This window comes from Protofrankia sp. BMG5.30 (genome assembly GCF_001983005.1).
Lineage (GTDB): Bacteria > Actinomycetota > Actinomycetes > Frankiales > Frankiaceae > Protofrankia > Protofrankia coriariae.
On sequence record NZ_MOME01000044.1, the window covers coordinates 38,708 to 56,624 of the forward strand.

Below are 17,917 nucleotides of genomic sequence, written 5' to 3' on the forward strand. Positions count from 1 at the left end.
GGCTCGGCAGCAGCAGCGGCAGCGGCAGGCCCGACGAAACGGGCCGGCGCCGACTCCACCAGACCAGTACCGACGGCCCGCCGCGCCTTCGCCGCGGCCTCTTTCGAAACGCTGACAGCGATCGTCCGAAAATCGCAATGTGGCGTCAGGTTGCAACGTGGTGTGACGCAGTTCTGTCGGAGAACGGGCTGTCGGAGAACGGGCTGTCGGGGACTGGACTGTCGGGCCGTTACGGCGCCCGGCCGTGAGACCGTGGGCAGCTACTTGTAGTGGACGAGGCGGATCGCCGGTCATGGGGGGATTCGTCAGATCATGGTCCGGGTGGGAGTCCAGCCATGCAGCCACTGAGGTCGGACGATCCTGCCCAGGTCGGCCCGTACAAGCTGGTTGGACGGTTGGGCGCCGGCGGGATGGGCCGCGTCTACCTGGGCCGCTCACCGGCCGGCCGCGCCGTGGCGGTGAAGGTCGTCCGACCCGAACTCGCCGACGACCCGCAGTTCCGGGACAGGTTCGGCCACGAGGTGCAGGCCGCTCGGGCCGTCAGCGGCGCGTACACGGCCGCGGTCATCGACGCCGACCCGACGGCCGAGCGCCCCTGGCTTGCCACCGCCTACGTGCCCGGGCTGTCCCTCGCCGAGACCATCCGCCGGACGGGCCCGCTCCCCCAGGAGTCGGTGCGCACGCTCGCCGCCGGCCTCGCCGAAGCGCTCGCCGCCGTGCACCGGGCCGGGCTCGTCCACCGGGACCTCAAACCGTCGAACGTGCTGCTGGCCACCGACGGCCCGCGGGTCATCGACTTCGGGATCTCCCGCGCGGCCGACGCCACCGGGCTCACCCTGACCGGCGGTGTGCTGGGCTCACCCGGCTTCATGGCACCCGAACAGATCACCGGCGGTGAGATCGGCTCACCGTGCGACGTGTTCGCCCTCGGCGCGCTCATCGCCTTCGCCGTGACCGGCCGGGAGCCGTTCGGGACCGGCCCCACCCCGGCGCTGGTCTACCGGCTGGTCCACAGCGAGCCGGCCCTCGACGGCATCGGCGGCGACCTGCGCGAACTCGTCACCGCCTGCCTGGCGAAGGATCCCGCGGCCCGGCCGGCCCTGACGGACGTGCTGGCCCGGCTCACCGGTCAGGATCAGGAAACGACCCTCCTGCGGCCCGGCCCGGGCTGGCTGCCACCACCGGTGGCCGACGTGCTGCGCACCCACGCGGCAGCCACCAGCACGGACCGGCCGCCCGACGCCGGCCGGCCGCCCGCGGCGGTGCCCGTAGCCGCGGCCTCGGCGCCAGCCATTCCCATCTCCGGGGACGATCGGGAGCGGGAACACGCGGCCGCGGAGGCCACCGTGCCCGCGGCCCCGGCCCCGGCCGCGCCAGTGCCCACACCCACCACGACCGCACCAGCGCCCGTGCTCACACCCGTGCCTGTGGCGGCTGGTGGGGATCCCACCGGGCCTGCCGCGCCCCCCGCAGCCGCGCCAGCGCTGACGTCCACGCTGGCTGGCGGGAGCCCCGCCGGATCCGCCGTACCTCCCGCGTCCGCACCAGCCGCGTCCGTGCCAGCGTCTGGAACGGACGACGGCCCTCACGCACACCTCGGCCCCGGTGACGTCAGGTCACCAGTAGACGCGGTTGGCGTCGTCGACACGGCCGGCGCCCAGGCCGAAGCGCCCATGGTCCGAGCCGGCTCTGTAGCCGCAGGCGCTGAAGCCGACACCGTCCGGGCCGAACTGATCACAGCACGGGTCGAAACGATCATCAAACAGGACGAAGCGGTCGCCGCTCAGCCCGTGACGCATGGATCCACCACGGCGCCTCTGGCGGCGGCGCGGAGCAGGCACCGGCGTGGCGCTCCGCTGGCGGTTGGGGCCGCGGCGCTCGCCGCCGTCATTGTCGCGGTCGTCATCGGCCTGGCCGCGGCCGCGAACAGACCCGGTGGCCAGGCCACGGCATCCGGTGATGCACGCCTCGACGCCACGGCACCGCCTGCCGCGAGCCCTGCCTCGACGGCCGCTGCCCCATCACCAGGCCCGTCAGCGACTACCACCGACGCGCCCGCTCAGATCCCCGCGGCAGTAGGGACCGCACCGGAGGCCTCGGCAGACGGTGGGCAGCCAGCCGTTACGGGCGGCGGACCAGCGGCCGGCCGGCCCGCGCAGGTGGCGCCCGGAGCGGGCACCAACCGTGGCTCCTCAGGCAACAACGCGCCACCGCCAGCACCGGCCAACCAGCCACCGGCGGCTCAGCCACCGGCCAACCAGCAACCGGCCGCCCATACGTTCAGCTTCGCCGGGAACCTGACCCGGTACTCGTGCGCGGACGAGGGACGCCTGGCCTCCGCCCGCACCACGGACGGCGTCCTGGCCACGTTCAGCAACCAGAGCCCGGAAACCGTACAGATCTACTGGCTCGACTTCGACGGCTCCCGAGTGGCCGCAGCCTCGTCCCTGACACCGGGAAACTCCTATTCGAGCAACACCTACGTCAACCACCTGTGGCTCGTCGCCAACTCGAGCGGCCGCTGCCTGGCCATCTTCACCGCCGGCACCTCCGGCGGCCGAGTCACCGTTTATTAGTGCTGTTGAGATGGCCGATTGTCAGGACGGACCACAGGGCAACCACTCAGCACCTCATGCTGAGTGTGTATATTATGCGCATGGCAAGAGTGAACATCACCGTCTCCGATGAGCTGATGGAGTCCGCCCGGGCCGCCGGCCTGAACATCTCCCGCCTCGCCTCGGCGGCGCTGGCCGAGGAACTCGACCGACGCGCCAAGATCGCCGAGCTGGACGCCTACCTCAGCGAACTGGACGCCGAGCTCGGCCCCGTTCCAGCTCACGAGGCCGCCGCGGCCCGCGAGTGGGCCGATCGGATCCTGCCTGCCGCCCCGACAGCACGCACGGCATGACCCTGATCCTGGACGCCGGTGGCCTGTCCGTCCTGGCGGGGCAACGCGCCCGACTGGCGGAACTGCGACAGCGCGGGTGCTGGCCAGCGCAGCTTCCCGCCGTCGTGCTGGCGGAAGCCCTCACCGGCGACCATCGGCGTGACTTCCACACCAACCGGCTACTGCGCACCTGCCAGATCCGTGACGTCACCGCCCCCCTTGCCCGCGAAGGAGCGAAACTACGCACCGCGACCGGACGCGCTGGAACCATCACCGCCACCGACGCGATCGTGGCAGCGTTCGCCGCCACCTGCCGTGAGCCTCTTGTCCTTACCAGCGACCCCAGGGATCTGACCGCCCTCACCGCTCACGCAACCCGACCAGTCACCATCGCGAGCATGTGAGCCTCGCACCCCCGCACCATCCCCCAACCACCCACACGCTCATTGCGGATCACAGGAATGCATACACCAGTGGCTGCCGTAACGACCGCTTACCCCTCGCTTTCATGATCCGTTAATGATCTGGTCACGTCGTGAGGTTTCATCATCAGGTTCCCCCCGACCCATAGAGACAAGTCTTATATCACCGGCTCGTCACCCATAAGGGCTTCCCGCCATCCGGCCGGACCACAGGCGGCTGACATGGTTCACCCAGTCAGGTACTCCCAGATGAGCCAGAATTCTGTACATGACAACGCTTCCCCTTGCCGAGGCCCGCGCTCGGCTGTCCGAGCTTGTCGCTGCTGCGCAGACCACCCACGAGCGTTTCGAKATCACCCGTAACGGACGCCCAGCGGCGGTACTGGTCGCCACCGACGACTACGAGGCGATGCGGGAGACCATCGCGGTCCTCGCCGACGGCGAGCTCATGCAGGCCGTCACGGAAGGGCTTGCTCAGCTCCACACCGGTGACGTCCTCAACGAGGACGAACTGGCCGGCTACCTTCGCCGCCACGGTCGCGGCGGGTGACGGCAGGCCGATACCGGCTACGAATCGCCCGGGGCGCCGCCCGCGCCATCGCCGAAACGCTGCCCGAAAAGGTCGCGACCGCCGCCCACAAGTTCGTCACCGGACCTCTGCTCGACGCCCCGCACCGGGTCGGCAAACCCCTCGACCCGCCGCTCGCGCCACTGCGGTCGGCACGACGCGGGCCCTATCGGGTCATCTACCTCATCGACGACACCAAGCATGTCGTCGAGGTCACCGCGATCCGCCATCGCAGGGACGCTTACCACACCTGAACGTTGGCCAGCGCTCACCGCGGCCCGCCAGGTACATCGTCACAAGCCACCCGCGGCGGTAGCAGGCGGAAGAAGGCGCGGAGTTCGTCGACGAAGAGGGCTGGTTGTTCGAAGGCTGCGAAGTGGCCGCCGCGGTCCGGCTCGCTCCAGTAGCGAAGGTCCCGGAAACGGGTCTCGACCAGGCTGCGGGACAGCCGGAACAGCTCCCGCGGAAAGAGCGAACATCCGGTCGGTACGGTCACCACCCCCTGCGGGCGGCTGCGGAAACTCTCCCAGTACAACCGGGCCGCGGACGCGCCGGCCGCCGGTAGCCAGTACATCATCACGTTGTCGAGCAACTGGTCCCGAGTAAGGATCTTCTCCGGATGGCCGTCACAGTCCGTCCAGCCGTGGAACTTCTCCACGATCCAGCCGGCGAGCGCGGCCGGGGAGTCCACCAGGCCGTACCCCACGGTCTGCGGCCGGGTGGACTGCTGGGTCGAGTAGCCCGCCTCCTCCCACCGGAAGCGCCGGTGCGTGGCGAGCGACGCGGTGTCCCGTTCGTCGAGTTCCCCCAGCTCGGCCGTGGCCGCGCGGACGTCCACCAGCGGCAGGGTCAGGTGYAGGCCGAGCACGGCGTCCGGATGGCGGATGGCCAGTTCCGTCGACACCCTCGCACCCCAGTCGCCGCCCTGCACCGCATACTGGTCGTAGCCGAGCGCGGTCATCAGTTCCGCCCACGCGTCGGCGATCCGCGGCACCCCCCAGCCGGTGCCGGTCGGCTTGTCGCTGAACCCGTATCCCGGCAGGGACGGCATGACGAGGTGGAACGCGTCGGCGGCCGAGCCGCCGTGCGCGACCGGGTCGGTCAGCGGCCCGATGACGTTCAGGAACTCCACGACCGACCCGGGCCAGCCGTGCGTCATCACCAGCGGCACCGCGCCGGGGTGCGGCGAGGTCACGTGCAGCACGTGCACGCCCAGCCCGCCGACATGCACCTTCAGCTGGTTGAACGCGTTCAGCCTGCGTTCGAGCGCCCGCCAGTCGTACTCCCGCTCCCAGTAGGAGCACAGGTCGCGCAGGTACTCCGACGGGATGCCCTGGGACCAGTCGGAGACGGTCTCGCGGTCGGGCCAGCGGGTCCGGCGGAGCCGGTCGCGCAGGTCGTCCAGGTCGGCCTCCGGGATCTCGACACGGTACGGGGTCACCTCGGCCATGAGATTTCCAGTCCCTTCGTCGGCCCGCCCGTRCCGAAAGTGTCCGCTACTCGATCGTGCGGTCCCGGATTCAAGGAGGAGGATGAGACGTATGCGTTTGATATTGAACCTGATATGGCTGGTGCTGTGTGGGTTCTGGATGGCACTGGGTTACGCCGTCGCCGCACTGATCTGCTTCATTCTGATCATTACTATCCCGTTCGGGATCGCCTCGCTGCGTATCGCCAGCTTCGCCCTGTGGCCGTTTGGCCGCCGAGTGATCGACCGCCGTGACGCGGGCGCGCCGTCGCTGCTCGGCAACCTGATATGGATCGTGTTCGCGGGCTGGTGGCTGGCGCTCGGCCATCTGGCGACCGGCCTGCTGCTGTGCCTGACGATCATCGGTATCCCGCTGGGGCTCGCGAACTTCAAACTGATCCCGGTCTCGCTGCTGCCGCTGGGCCGGGAGATCGTCCGCATCGACGACCCCTACGGCTCCGACCGCCTCGCCTTCCGCTGAGCATCTCGCTGTCTCCTGGCGATGGCTCGGCGAGGTCTCCGATCAGACGCCCGACAGCACGGGATCGGGCAGGGTCGAGCCAGGTGGGCCAGGTTCGACCCTGCGATCGGGAGACTAGGAGCCGTGCGATCGGGAGACTAGACGGTGTGCAATTGGTAGAGTAGTCGCGTGATCGACTATCGGCGTCGAATCATCGACAACACGTTGGATGAGCTTCAGCCGCATCTTCGCGCCTTGTCGATCCATGGGCCGAAGGGGGTCGGCAAGACCGCGACCGCGATGCGGCGCGCCGCATCGGTCATTGACCTCAGCCTTCCCGCTCAGCGTGAGATCGTGGCCGCCGACCCGTCGATTCTGACCCGTCTGCCCGGGCCGGTGCTGGTGGACGAGTGGCAGCGCCTTCCCGAGATGTGGGACCACGTACGCCGTGCGGTCGACGCCGGCTCGCCGCCCGGTCACTTCATCGTCGCCGGCAGCTCCGCACCGCGAGGGGCGGTGATCCACTCGGGCGCCGGACGGATCGTACCGATGCGGATGCGTCCGTTGAGTATCGCGGAGCGGGGTATCGAGACGCCGACCATGAGCCTGGCCGCGCTCCTCGACGGGAACCGAGATCTCGGCGGGAGCACCGCGCTCCGCCTGACGGACTACGTCGAGGAGATCACGGCATCGGGCTTTCCCGCCATCCGCGGCCTGCCCTCGCGCGTGCGTCGGGCGGAGCTGGACGCGTACCTGGACAATGTCGTGCAACGGGAGTTCCCCGAACAGGGCTACCCGGTCCGCCGGCCGGCGGTGCTGCGTGCCTGGCTGGCCGCCTACGCCGCCGCGACCTCGACAACGACGGTCTACTCGAAGATCCTCGACGCGGCTACCGCTGGGCTGGCGAACAAGCCAGCCAGAGGGACGACGCTCGCTTATCGCGACGCTCTGTCCTCATTGTGGTTGCTCGATGCGATACCGCCGTGGATCCCCAGTCGGAACCACCTGGACCGACTCGGCCAGTCCCCCAAGCACCAACTGGCCGACCCCGCTCTGGCCGCACGACTGCTCGGACTCGATACCGCCGCGCTGCTGCGAGYCGAGCAGGGCAGCACAGAGCTGTCAGCGGGCACGATCCTCGGTGCGCTGTTCGAGCACCTTGCCGCGCTCAGCATCCACACCTACGCCGAGGCCGCCGAGGCTCGCGTGGGACACCTACGCACCCGCAACAACGACCACGAAGTGGATCTGATAGTCCAGCATGCGGACGGCCGAGTAGTGGGGATCGAGGTCAAGCTGGCCGACCGGGTCGAGGACGCCGACACCAGGCACCTCCGGTGGCTTCACGACCGGATCGGAAAAGACCTGATCGATGCCGTCGTCATCTACGCGGGCGAGCGTGCCTACCGCAGGCGTGACGGCGTTGCCGTCGTACCGTTGGCACTGTTTGGCCCATGATCACCGTGAACGGCCCCGAAAGGATGATCGAAGTGCTGGACACCGGGTTCGACCCCGAAAACCGGCGCCGATCCATCGATCCGGAATGATCAAGAAAGCGGATCGCGGGTCAGGACACGGTATACAGGTCATCGACGGCAGCCGAGGGCCCGCGCCCGGTCGGCGGACCAAAAATGGCGACCCTAAGTAAGGAGACCGGGTGAGGGCATGTGGGCTGGCCCGCAGACCTCAGCTCACGCTACGTTTCGTCACACGGAAACTGCTGGCAGACGTCTCCCCGCTGCGGGACTATCCGGCCTACCGGCGTATCTGGGCCGGCGACACGATCTCCGCGCTCGGTGCGCAGATCACCGCCACCGCCGTCCCGCTGCAGGTCTACGACATCACCGGCTCGTCCTTCCAGGTCGGCCTGGCCAGCCTGGTCGCGCTGGTCCCGCTGATCACCTGTGGGCTGCTCGGCGGTGCGATCGCCGACGCGGTCGACCGGCGGCGCCTCGCCCTGCTCACCTCCGGCGGGCTGGCCACGGTGTCGGCCGGGCTGCTGCTGTTCGCGCTCGTCGTCGACGCCACCGGCGCGGGCTCCGGCGCCATCTGGCCGCTGTTCGGCCTGATCGCGGTGCAGTCCGCGCTGGTCTCGGTCAACGGGCCGGYACGGCGGGCGATGATCCCGAACCTGGTGCCGCTGCGAGAACTGCCCGCGGCCACCGCCCTCCAGCAGATCGGCTGGAACACCGCGCTGACCGCCGGCCCGCTCATCGCCGGGGTGAGCGTGGCCGCCGGCGGCTACGTGCTGGCCTACACGCTGGACCTGGCCACCTTCACCGCGGCGCTGTACGGGCTGGCCCGGCTCCCACCGATGCCGCCGCAGGGCGGCGGGCGGCCTGCCGGGACAGCCAGCGTCCGGGAGGGGCTTGTCTTCCTCGCCGGGCAGCCGGTCGTGCTCATGACGTTCGTCGTAGACATCATCGCCATGATCTTCGGAATGCCGCGGGCGCTGTTCCCCGAACTGGCCCGGACCCAGTTCGGCGGCGGGGCCACCACGGCCAGCGTCCTGTACTCGGCGGTGGCGGCGGGAGCGCTGCTCGGCGCCGGCCTGTCCGGTCCGCTTGGCCGGGTCAACCGTCAGGGCCGGGCGGTGGTGGTGGCGATCGTCGTCTGGGGCGGGGCGATCGCCGGGTTCGGGCTCACGCACAGCCTCGCCGTCGGTGTACCGCTGCTGGCCCTGGCCGGTGCCGCGGACATGGTCAGCGCGATCTTCCGAACCGCCATCCTCAACGTCGCCACCCCGGACGCGATGCGCGGCCGACTACAGGGCGTGTTCCTGGTCGTCGTTGCCGGCGGCCCCCGGATCGGCGACCTGGAGGCGGGCAGCGCCGCCGCCCTGGTGTCACCGGCCTTYTCCGTCGTCAGCGGCGGCCTGGTCTGCGTCGGCGGAGTCCTGGTCGCCACCGCCATCGCCCCGGCCCTGCTCAGATACGACGCCCAGAAAGCGATCGCCGACGCGGAGGCCGCCACCGCCACCCACATCCACAAACAGGCGTCCGCAGATCCGCTTCCCTCATAGAAACAACCATCGTGCTGCTTCAGGCCGGCTTCCGCCGGCCACCCTGTCCCTGACGATCCGCGGATATTTCTCGCCGACCATGACGGCCGTCTTCTTCGGAGCCATCTCGAGTGGCGCGGCCGCGGGAAACGGCCGGCGGTGCGGACCGGAGCTGTTGGCGACGGTGGATCAGGGCTGTGCCTCGCGGCTCCAGGCGGCCAGGCCTGCGACGAAACCGGCGCGGTCGCGGGGGGAGAGGCTGGTTATGGCACGCAGGAGCGGTGCCGCGCGGATGGCGATGAACGACAGAACGACCGGCCGGTGCTCCTCGCGGAGGGAGACCAGGGTGCGGCGACGGTTGGCCGGGTCCTCCTGACGGTCGACGAGGCCGGCGTCGCTTAGGTTGCCGACGAGCTCACTGGCGGTCGACAGCGTCACGCCCAGCCGCCCCGCCAGTTCGGTGACACTGAGCTGATGCCCGGTCAGCAACTGGGTCAGGACCGCGCCGTGGCGGGCGGTGAGCCGATGCTCGCTGAAGATCCCCTGGAGCGCGGGCGGCATCTCCGAGCGGGCGCGCTGGAAGTAGGCCGACAGCAACGGCACGTACAGCAGGATCTCGAGATCCTGCTCCGTCGGAGACACCGCTCCCGTTGGCGACGGCTCGCCTTCTGGCGGCTGTGCWCCCCCTGGCGGCGGCTCGGTCGGACGTGCCGGTGCCGAGGCCGGTGATGATGCCGGTTCTGCCCGCCCGGGCGCGGTCGCGCTCACCTGCTGGTCGTACAGCACGCTACAATCCTAGTAAAGTTTGTGTATCCAAAATATTCGCTGGCACAAATTGATCTGAACTGTCTGCCCGGAAGGGATGTGAGGGCATGACATCGATCACCTACAGCGACGCGGTCACCGACGCGCTCGACCGTCTCGACGATCTCGGGTACGAGCGGGCGGGACGACAGGATCTCGCCAATCACGGTCCGAGGGGCGCCGAGGCGCTGGCGGCGCTCGGCCATCCGGAGGCGATCCCCGCCTGGGTGACGGGCTACCGCAACGCCATCGCGCACAACGACCCGCCCGGCCCGCGGTTCGCCATCGACCCGGCCGAGGAATCCTCCTGGCGGCCGGCGCTCGGCGCCTTCGACTGGGTTGGAGACTGGGAGGCGCTGTTCCGCCGCGAGCTGGCCGACGCCCCGTGGCGGGACGTGCTCGTCCGATGGTGGCCGCGCCTGCTGCCCGGCCTGTTCTCCCGGCTGACCCACGGGCCGATCCGCACCGCCCACGCCGTGCGCAGCGTCGCGGCGACCAGCAGCCCCAGCCCCCAGCAGATCACCGAACTCGCCCGCGGCCTCGCCTACTGGGCCGCCCGGTTCACCACCCTGCCCGGGCAGGCCAGCCTGGGCGGGCAGCGCACCGTCGCGGAGGYCGTCGCCGCCGCTCCACGCGCTCCGATCAACCCGGCGACGCCGCCGGCCGCTCTGCTGCGGGACGGGCTGAGCAGCCTGTTGGACCAGCCCGGCTACACCGACGCCTGTCTGCGCGAGCACCTGCTGCGCCCCGACCCCCGCTACCCGGCGGCCGCCCTCGCCGTCCAGCAGCGCATCCCCCGCCGCGGAAAACCCTCATGAATACACGTACGGGATCGGTTCAGGACAGATCTATGTCCAGATCCATCCGTGTACGCGCGTCAACAGCATCCCTGCTCTCGGGGTGGCCCTCAGCTCGATGACCAGAGGCTGGCGATGGGTTCGACACATTGAGAGGCCTGGAATGTCTCCGGTCAGGTGGATGTCGGGGCCAGGGGCCATCCGGGCAGGTTGCGCACAACCGTCCAGACGAGCGCGGCGCCGGCCAGGCCATAAGCGAGCGAACCGGGAACGCGCGTATGTTCTCCCCGGCCGATCGCGCGCGCCTGCCGCCAGATCAGATACACCAGCACCGGGCTGCAGAGCAGCATGAAGAGGTTGTCATGAGCCGCGGCCCGCAGCTGGCCGTGCAGCAGGTCATGAACCAGACGAAGACCTCCGCACGCCGGGCAGTCGAGTCCCGTGACAAGTTTTGTCGGGCATATCGGCATGAGCACATCGGGATCGTGCGGGTCGGCAACGGCAAGATAGCCGACGCCCAGCACGCATACCGACGCGCCGAGTATCAGCCGTCGCCGGCCGCTGATCGTGATCGCATGGCTCCCCGCGCGGTGAACGCCGGCGCCGACCGGGCCCAGGGGAGATGATTCCGGTGGCCCGGATGCCGTCCCGGCGATATCCGGGCCACCGGGCCTCCGAAAAATCCGACGCAGACATGTGGCCGCCGTACTAGTCACGGAGCAGACGGCCCTGACTGTCACGGACGTTACCGGTGAGAATCATGATCCCATCAATCAGCGCCCAGATTCCGAGACCACCGCAGGTGAACAACTGGGCGAGTGCGATACCGGTATCGCCCAGATACCATCGCCCGGCCCCGAAACCACCCAGGAAGATCTGAAGCAGTCCGGCAACCAGCTTCTGCTTGTCCGAGTATGGCTCTCCGGTCACCGGATGGCGCCCAAACGGGGCCGCCGGATCGTATGGCCCCTGTCCGTAGCCCGGCACGGGATAACCGGGCGCCGGCGGATACCCGGGAGCAGCCTGATAGCCGGGGCCCGGCGGATACCCGGGGCCGGTCTGGTAGCCGGGCGGCGGATACCCGGGACCGGGCGGGTAACCAGAACCCGGTGGATACCCAGCGCCCGGCGGATACCCAGCGCCCGGCGGATACCCAGCGCCCGGCGGATACCCGGGGTCCTGCGGGTAGCCGGGGTCCTGCGGGTAGCCGGGGTCCTGCGGGTAGCCGGGACCGGTCGCGCCGGGTTGGTCCGGATAACTCCACGGCTGACCGTCCGGTTTCTCAGGTGTGGTCATCGATTCCCCCAAGGAATCAGCGTTTACCCGCGCCGGACAACTGGGTTTGACATGCCGGCCCGGACGCTGGATCACTGAAACCAGCACGACAGGCCGTCCCTTGTATTTCCTGTGCCACTGCCAGAAATACTGAGCAAAATAATTTCGGTCGGCGACGACGAGATCAGCCGGGATGCCGGACGCCTTCCACCCGCATCCGTCGCGTCACCGATCCGAATCAGGGGAAGTTGGATCCGCCGCAGGCGACCGTTCCTCGTATATGCCCTCGACGCCCGCCGTCGGAACCCCGGACGACCAACCCGGCCAATGGAAGGCCAACAAACAGCGTCTGATCATCGAACCAGCCGCATCGGCTCGCGCCGGATACTCGTCAGGCAAGGTTGACTCCCCCGTGCGAACAGCACCCCTGCCGAGCCGAAGCCGCCAGCGGAAGCAACAAAATAGCAGTACGGCACTATATCAACGTGATCATGGATCCTTGAAGGCCGCCACCGCGCTCTCGTCGCGTTCGGCGGCCCGGTGCGCGGGGGGCGGCATGGCCCGTGCGGCGCGACGGTTTCACAATGCCGCTCAGGGCAACTCTGTCGACACCGTTAGTGATGGGCGTTCTCGGACGGCTGTTCCGCGTGAAGCCGTTCCACCGGACGGCCTCGTACCGATACCGGCCGGCAGGCTCCTCATCTTCCCTGGAATATCGGCTTGCGGTGGGCCGCGACCTCGGTGACGCCGGTCCAGGCGTCATCGCTGTGGCAGACGCGGGCCATCGCGCGGGCCTCGAGCTCCATCTGCGCCTCGATGGGCTGCTCCCACGTCGAGAGCAGCAGGTTCTTGATCTCACCGAACGACACGGTGGGGCCCGCGGCCAGCTCGGTGGCGAGCGACCACGCCGCCTTCTCCAGCTCCTCGTCGTCGACGACCTCGCTCACCAGCCCGTGTCCAAGGGCTTCCTCGGCGCTCCAGGTCTGGTTGCGCATGAGGAACTCGGCGCTGCGGCGGACGCCGATCCGCCGAGGGAGGAACGTGGAACCACCCCCGTCGCAGAGCAGTCCGATCCCGGTGTAGGCGGCGTAGAACCGTGCGCCGCGGGCGGCCAGGCAGAAGTCGGCGGCGGCGGAGAGCGCGACGCCGCCGCCGACCGCCAGCGCGTGTACGGCGACGACGACCGGGGCCCGCATCCGGGCGAACCGGGAGATCGCCGAGTGCAGGCCGACCGTGGCGTCCTTGATGAAGCGGGGCAGGGCCTCGCGGTCGCGTGTCATGGTCTTCAGGTCCGCGCCGACCGTGAAGTAGGGGCCCTGCGCGTCGATCAGCACCGCACGGACCTTGTCATTCTCGTCGCATTCGGTGGCAGCACGACTCATTTCGGTGCAGAACGCCAGGTCGAACGGGTTGCCACGGTCCGGCTGGGTGAGCGTGAGGTGGCCGATCCCGTCAGCGATCCGCAGCGTGATCGACCCGCTCATCGTTCCACCCTCCGTCGAAAATGATCGACTTCTCACTTGCGTGTCGCGGCATCCGCGGTACGCGGCGGGCCACGATCCGTCGGCTACAGCGTCCGCGGGCACAGTGACCGGAGCTCGACCGGCTGGGTTTCAGCCCCGGCCCGCGGGAACGACACACCCTGGTGTTCCCACAGCGCTACGCCCGTACTCCAGAGGTATGCCCGTACTCGCCCGGGTCCGCGTGTAGGACCGCAGATCTCGTCGAGTGGCTGCCGCGCAGACCGCCGGACAGAGCAGGGGCAGACAGGGCAGGCCAGGGCAGGCCAGGCAGGGCACGGCGGTAGCCGAAGCCGAAGCCCTGCGTGACCTGAGCCAGGCCCTGGCTCTCCGCTCCGAGCAGGCGTGACGCCGGCACCTCCCGCTGGTGGTCGGAAAGGGCGAACTTCATGGTTCAGGACGGTTCAGGACTCGCCCCGGGCCAGCTCGCGAAGCCGGAACTTCTGGACCTTGCCGGTGGCGGTCATCGGGAGCTCGTCGACCAGGACGAGCCGTTCGGGCAGCTTCTGCGTGGCGATCCGGCGTTCGAAGCGCAGGAAGTCCGTGATGTCCTTCAGTGTGGGTGCCGCTCCCTTGACCGGGACGACGATGGCGCACGCCTTCTCACCGAGGCGCTCGTCCGGGTAGGCGACGACGGCAGCCTGGGAGACATCGGGATGCGCGAGGATGTATCCCTCGATCTCGGCGGCGCTGATGTTGGTACCACCGCGGATGATGATGTCCTTGAGCCGCCCGGTAACCCGCAGGTAGCCGTCGGCGTCGAATCGGCCGAGGTCCCCGGTGTGGTGYCAGCCCCCACTGTCGATCGTCGCCGCGGTCCGCTCGGGCTCACGCCAGTAGCCGAGGATCGCGCCCGGGCCCGAATAGGTGATCTCACCCTCCTCACCAGGCCCGACCTCGCCGTCAGGGCCGATGAGCCTGATCCGGATGCCGTCGAGCGCGGGGGAACCGTCCGAGCCGGCGCGGCGATCGATCGGGTCGCCGGGGTGGCAGCAGGTCGCCGCCATCAGCTCGCTGCAGCCGTAGAGCGGCATCAGCACACCGTTGGTGAAGGTCCGCTCGAACTCCAGGGCCAGCGTCTCGGGGATCGGCGCGCCGGCACAGAGCCAGAACCGCATCGACGACAGGTCCCGCTTCGCGTCCGGCGCCGCGTCCAGTGCCATCCGGACGAACGGGGTCGCGGTCGCGGTGGCGGTGGTGCGGTACTTCTCGATGCGGCGCAGGCCCTCGTTCGGCTCCCAGACGTCGAGCAGATGTGTCTCGGCGCCGACGGCCAGCGGGACCAGCACGCCGACGACCAGCCCGGTGGCGTGCGCGACCGGCGACGGCATGAACATGACGTCCTCGGCGGTGAGCTGGAAGACGTTGTGGGCCAGGCCGCGGCCGGAGAAGTCCAGGGTGTTCCAGGTGTGCACGCAGCCCTTCGCCGTGGACTCGGTGCCCGAGGTGTAGACGATGACGTGCGGGGCGTCCGGGTCCGGGTGCGGGCCCAGCTCGTCCGGGCCGGGTACGGTGGCGGTGGCCTCGGCGAACGTGAGCTCGCCCGGGGCCGCCTCACCACGGGCGATCACGAGGGTCCTGAGGGCCGGGGCCTCGGCCTGCAGCGCGCGGAACATCGCCGCGTGGTCGAAGCCGCGGAAGGCCCCGGTGGTGATCGCGGCGACCGCGCCGGAGTTGCGCAGGACATGGGCGATCTCCGCGTGCCGGTACACTGCCATGATCGGTACTGTGACCGCGCCGAGCCGCGCGAGCGCGAGGTAGGAGACCACGAACTCGGCCCAGTTCGGCAGTTGGACGGCCACCCGGTCGCCGGGCTGGACGCCGTGGCGCGCGAGCGTGGCGGCGAGACCACGGGCACGCTCACGGACCGTGGCGTAGTCGAGTTCGGTGGTGCCGTCGGAGACGAACCGGCGAGTCGGTGTCGTGTCCGCCCACCGGTCGAGTAAGGCGGCGGCCGAGCCATCCTGCCACCAACCGTTCTCCCGGAACTTCTTGATCGACTCAGCGTCGTAGCGATCGTAGACCGTGAGCGTAGCCGTGTCTGTCTCCACACCGACCATCAGAACCTCCGCTTCGTCGTGGATACCTGAACGCACATTCATTTCGGTCGCACGGGCCGGACCGAAATCTCGAACGACAGGTGGCTCACGCCAGCCGCAAGCATGGCCGGATCTTAGTGGCATAAGATCGATGTTTTCAATGGTTCGACCAAATAGTTGCTTCAGGCAAGCATGTTCGCCCGGCCACGCGCCCAGCCCCACGAGCCCCTCCGGCAGGGCCGCCCAACGGCGGTGTCACTCAACGGCAGGATCGCTCGCCCGCGGCGGGGCCTCCTCCGAGCCGTGCTCCCGCTCCGAGACGCCGGCGCGGGAGCTCTTCGGCTTCGTGACTTCCGGCGCGGTGAAACGGCTGGCCGCCGATCAGTCCGCCGCGGCCGGCGCGGGCTCGTCCGCCAAACGGAGCGCGATACAGGAGAGGACATTGGCGGTGGCCGCGAGCCGCGCCGGATCGGTGCCGCCGACGACGCGCTCAAGGATCTCCCGGCGGGCCGCATGGACGCTCTCCAGCGCCTGCACACCCTCCGGAGTAATGCTGATGAGGAAGGCCCGCGCGTCGGTGGCCACTCTTCCGCGCGCGATGAGGCCGGCGCGTTCCAGCTTCTTGAGACGGGGCGTGACCGAGGAGATGTCGACGCCGTGGCAGGCCGCGATGTCGGACACCCGCAGCGCACCGCGGGCGTCGAGATGCTCCAACAGCGACCAGGACGCCTGCGGCAGGTCGTAACCGGAGCGCCGCGCGATGTCACCCGTCATGGCGCGGTCGGCGAGCAGCCGCAGCACCGCGGCCAGGGACCGCTCCAGGGCCGTGAGTGTCGACGCGTCCGTCACGTCCGCCTGCACCCACACATCTTATGAAGCGGCAGCCTGACATCGTTTCGGGCTGGACTCCCCACGCGCCATTCTCGCCGTCAACGTAACCGTGGGTGACACGCCTGCCGAAGGCCAACACCTGGTCAATTCAGCCAAGGGCTTCTACGCCCGGCTGGGACGCGTCGGCGCCGCCGCGACGCTGYCGTCCGCCGACGAGGCTGCCCGGGAACTGACAGACGCCCAGAAAGAAGAACCCACCACCATCGTGGACGGCCGATGGCCCCGCTTCATAGCCGGCGGCCCCAACGACGTCCGCGACACGCTGGAGCAGATGCTCAAGGAAAGCGGCGCCGACGAGCTGATGATCCAGGACCTCATCGCCAACCCTGCCGACCGCCAACACTCCCAGGCCCTCCTCGCCCAGGCCTTCGCCCTGTCCCCACACCATCCCTCGCCCGCCGCCGAACCAGCAGCCTCACGATAAGCCCCACTACCCCACCCACCGCTGGCCAGGCGAGATGCCTGGTCGAACAAGTCCGCGCGGAAGGGTGGTCGCTACGCGGCCATGAAAACGCGGTCCGGGAAAGACCGTCATGTTCGCCGCCAGTCTTTGCCGGTCTTCCACACGGCCGTGACGCCCACGGCGGCGCACAGGTGCAGCAAATCAGGACGCGGTCTTGAGGGAACGAGGAGAACCAGACGCGGAGGCGGATCGATGAAACGGCGATAGTCGAGGAGTTGACCGATGCCCATGCGGATGGCCTCACGAGTGACGGTACCTTTGGCTTCAATGAGCTCACTGGCTGTCGYGTCGTAGAGATCAGTGAAGAGTGGGCGTAGCTCATTGGGAGGCACGATCTGCTTTCGACATACCTCATGGCCAAGAGATCGAAGGTGCTCGGTGTATGAGCGGACAAGGGCGGCTTCTCGCCGGACTGCAGTGGTCAGTTCCCTCGTGCTGGTCAGACTGTACTGTTCGATATTCGATGCCTCTACTGGTACGGAGGTAATACGGCTGGTCATGATGGGGGTTGATGGAAGAGGTGCCTCGAACGACTGCATCGGCCCCTGGGGGCGGAGTCGGAATATGATGACCGTGCGAAGCGGCCCGCCGCCGGTTTCCGGGGCTTCGCTCGTGTACCACGGACGATCGGGATYGATCGCGAACGCCCCAAGGTATTGGACGCCGTCTCGTGCGGCACGGAAAAGGCGAAGTGCGCGTCCATCTTCCTGGTGGCGCAGGATGGCTAGGTTACCTTGAACCATCTGCTGATCACCGACTTGTCCTTCCCCTGTGTAGTGGAAGCAGCCGTCATCTCCCCACCCGTCGAAGTAGCCATGCGTCTTGCCGCGCACCGGTAGATGTCAAGTCAAATGAGACAGTTGGTCGTTACTCGGTTGGCTTGGGACTGGCTGGTTGATCCACACGGTCTCGGGTAGACGGGGTGGCCGTGGCCGGCGCGCGAACCGCTCGGGGTGCGCTGCGCGGRCACGGTCGAGGGTGGCCTGCCGGTGGGCCTGGAGCTGCTTGGCGGTACCGAAGTGCACCGAGGCGGGCGTGTGGAACCCRATCCCGGAATGGCGGTGGTCGTGATTGTAGGCGGTGAAGAACCCCTCGCAGAAGACCCGGGCATCCGCCAGCGACCCGAACCTTTCCGGAAAATCGAACGTGTACTTGAGTGTCTTGAACTGCGCCTCCGAGTAGGGATTGTCATTCGAGGTCCGCGGTCGGGAATGAGACCGGTGGACGCCCAGGTCGACGAGAAGTTCGGACACAGGTTTGGAGACCATCGCCCCGCCGCGGTCCGCGTGGACTGCTCGGGGTGGGATTCCGTTCCGGTGGAT

20 protein-coding genes are annotated in these 17,917 nt (G+C 68.9%); 10 read left to right on the plus strand and 10 right to left on the minus strand.

Annotation, left to right across the window (positions count from 1 at the left end; all coding sequences use genetic code 11):
- Positions 1-335 precede the first annotated feature (335 nt).
- The 5 genes from BL254_RS20500 to BL254_RS20520 all read left to right on the plus strand — a co-directional run bounded on the left by BL254_RS20500 (position 336) and on the right by BL254_RS20520 (position 4,131).
- Positions 336-2,576, plus strand: coding sequence for a protein kinase domain-containing protein (locus BL254_RS20500; RefSeq protein ID WP_076844630.1), 2,241 nt, complete (start codon positions 336-338; stop codon positions 2,574-2,576).
- Positions 2,577-2,656: 80 nt separating this feature from the next.
- A complete protein-coding gene (locus BL254_RS20505) occupies positions 2,657-2,908 on the plus strand; it encodes a type II toxin-antitoxin system CcdA family antitoxin (RefSeq protein WP_235433774.1) in 252 nt (83 codons plus the stop codon).
- On the plus strand, positions 2,905-3,291 hold the full coding sequence (locus BL254_RS20510; RefSeq protein WP_047224693.1) for a type II toxin-antitoxin system VapC family toxin: 387 nt from the start codon (positions 2,905-2,907) through the stop codon (positions 3,289-3,291). Before BL254_RS20505 ends, BL254_RS20510 begins: the two co-directional genes overlap by 4 nt.
- A 286-nt stretch (positions 3,292-3,577) precedes the next feature.
- Complete coding sequence (locus BL254_RS20515) at positions 3,578-3,859, plus strand: type II toxin-antitoxin system Phd/YefM family antitoxin (RefSeq protein WP_076844632.1); 282 nt, start codon at positions 3,578-3,580, stop codon at positions 3,857-3,859.
- Positions 3,856-4,131, plus strand: a complete 276-nt coding sequence (locus tag BL254_RS20520; protein WP_047224695.1) for a type II toxin-antitoxin system RelE/ParE family toxin — start codon at positions 3,856-3,858, stop codon at positions 4,129-4,131. Before BL254_RS20515 ends, BL254_RS20520 begins: the two co-directional genes overlap by 4 nt.
- Positions 4,132-4,145: 14 nt before the next feature.
- On the opposite strand, the gene BL254_RS20525 is transcribed toward BL254_RS20520, so the two are convergent.
- Positions 4,146-5,327 (minus strand): epoxide hydrolase family protein, encoded by a 1,182-nt coding sequence (locus BL254_RS20525; protein ID WP_047224696.1) that lies wholly within the window; start codon positions 5,325-5,327, stop codon positions 4,146-4,148.
- A 91-nt stretch (positions 5,328-5,418) separates the two neighbouring features.
- Here BL254_RS20525 and BL254_RS20530 point away from each other — a divergent pair, with 91 nt between their 5' ends.
- From BL254_RS20530 to BL254_RS20540, 3 genes are all read left to right on the plus strand, one after another.
- Positions 5,419-5,826: a YccF domain-containing protein gene (locus BL254_RS20530; protein ID WP_047224697.1), complete on the plus strand. Its 408-nt coding sequence runs from the start codon at positions 5,419-5,421 to the stop codon at positions 5,824-5,826.
- Between the two features lie 168 nt (positions 5,827-5,994).
- Complete coding sequence (locus BL254_RS20535; protein ID WP_076844634.1) at positions 5,995-7,263, plus strand: ATP-binding protein; 1,269 nt, start codon at positions 5,995-5,997, stop codon at positions 7,261-7,263.
- A 199-nt stretch (positions 7,264-7,462) separates the two neighbouring features.
- Positions 7,463-8,827 carry an MFS transporter gene (locus BL254_RS20540; protein ID WP_076844636.1) on the plus strand — a complete coding sequence of 455 codons (1,365 nt, stop codon included), beginning with the start codon at positions 7,463-7,465 and terminating at the stop codon, positions 8,825-8,827.
- A gap of 168 nt (positions 8,828-8,995) precedes the next feature.
- Here BL254_RS20540 and BL254_RS20545 read toward each other — a convergent pair whose 3' ends face one another.
- A complete protein-coding gene (locus BL254_RS20545) occupies positions 8,996-9,448 on the minus strand; it encodes a MarR family winged helix-turn-helix transcriptional regulator (protein ID WP_047224699.1) in 453 nt (150 codons plus the stop codon).
- A 230-nt stretch (positions 9,449-9,678) separates the two neighbouring features.
- On the opposite strand from BL254_RS20545, the gene BL254_RS20550 reads away from it, so the two are divergent.
- Positions 9,679-10,428 carry a questin oxidase family protein gene (locus BL254_RS20550; RefSeq protein ID WP_076844638.1) on the plus strand — a complete coding sequence of 250 codons (750 nt, stop codon included), beginning with the start codon at positions 9,679-9,681 and terminating at the stop codon, positions 10,426-10,428.
- A gap of 152 nt (positions 10,429-10,580) precedes the next feature.
- On the opposite strand, the gene BL254_RS28720 is transcribed toward BL254_RS20550, so the two are convergent.
- The 6 genes from BL254_RS28720 to BL254_RS20575 all read right to left on the minus strand — a co-directional run bounded on the left by BL254_RS28720 (position 10,581) and on the right by BL254_RS20575 (position 16,102).
- The gene (locus BL254_RS28720) at positions 10,581-10,877 is read right to left on the minus strand and encodes a DUF2752 domain-containing protein (RefSeq protein ID WP_371391069.1); all 297 of its coding nucleotides are present in this window, start codon (positions 10,875-10,877) and stop codon (positions 10,581-10,583) included.
- Between the two features lie 238 nt (positions 10,878-11,115).
- Positions 11,116-11,337, minus strand: a complete 222-nt coding sequence (locus BL254_RS29630; protein ID WP_371391064.1) for a TM2 domain-containing protein — start codon at positions 11,335-11,337, stop codon at positions 11,116-11,118.
- A gap of 1,043 nt (positions 11,338-12,380) precedes the next feature.
- Positions 12,381-13,166: an enoyl-CoA hydratase/isomerase family protein gene (locus tag BL254_RS20565; protein WP_013871926.1), complete on the minus strand. Its 786-nt coding sequence runs from the start codon at positions 13,164-13,166 to the stop codon at positions 12,381-12,383.
- Positions 13,167-13,341: 175 nt separating this feature from the next.
- Positions 13,342-13,593 carry a hypothetical protein gene (locus BL254_RS26465; RefSeq protein WP_139342422.1) on the minus strand — a complete coding sequence of 84 codons (252 nt, stop codon included), beginning with the start codon at positions 13,591-13,593 and terminating at the stop codon, positions 13,342-13,344.
- Between the two features lie 13 nt (positions 13,594-13,606).
- Positions 13,607-15,262 (minus strand): AMP-binding protein, encoded by a 1,656-nt coding sequence (locus BL254_RS20570; protein ID WP_076844651.1) that lies wholly within the window; start codon positions 15,260-15,262, stop codon positions 13,607-13,609.
- A gap of 360 nt (positions 15,263-15,622) precedes the next feature.
- Positions 15,623-16,102: a MarR family winged helix-turn-helix transcriptional regulator gene (locus BL254_RS20575; RefSeq protein WP_047224702.1), complete on the minus strand. Its 480-nt coding sequence runs from the start codon at positions 16,100-16,102 to the stop codon at positions 15,623-15,625.
- 79 nt (positions 16,103-16,181) lie between these two features.
- Between BL254_RS20575 and BL254_RS20580 the strand changes: the two genes are divergently transcribed.
- Entirely contained in the window at positions 16,182-16,556 is a 375-nt protein-coding gene (locus tag BL254_RS20580) for a hypothetical protein (RefSeq protein ID WP_175648434.1), read from the plus strand.
- Positions 16,557-16,663: 107 nt separating this feature from the next.
- Here the strand turns inward: BL254_RS20580 and BL254_RS20585 are convergent, their stop codons facing one another.
- Complete coding sequence (locus BL254_RS20585) at positions 16,664-17,428, minus strand: hypothetical protein (protein ID WP_254858344.1); 765 nt, start codon at positions 17,426-17,428, stop codon at positions 16,664-16,666.
- Positions 17,429-17,437: 9 nt separating this feature from the next.
- A partial coding sequence (locus BL254_RS20590; RefSeq protein WP_217699335.1) for an integrase core domain-containing protein occupies positions 17,438-17,917 on the minus strand: 480 nt, incomplete at its 5' end.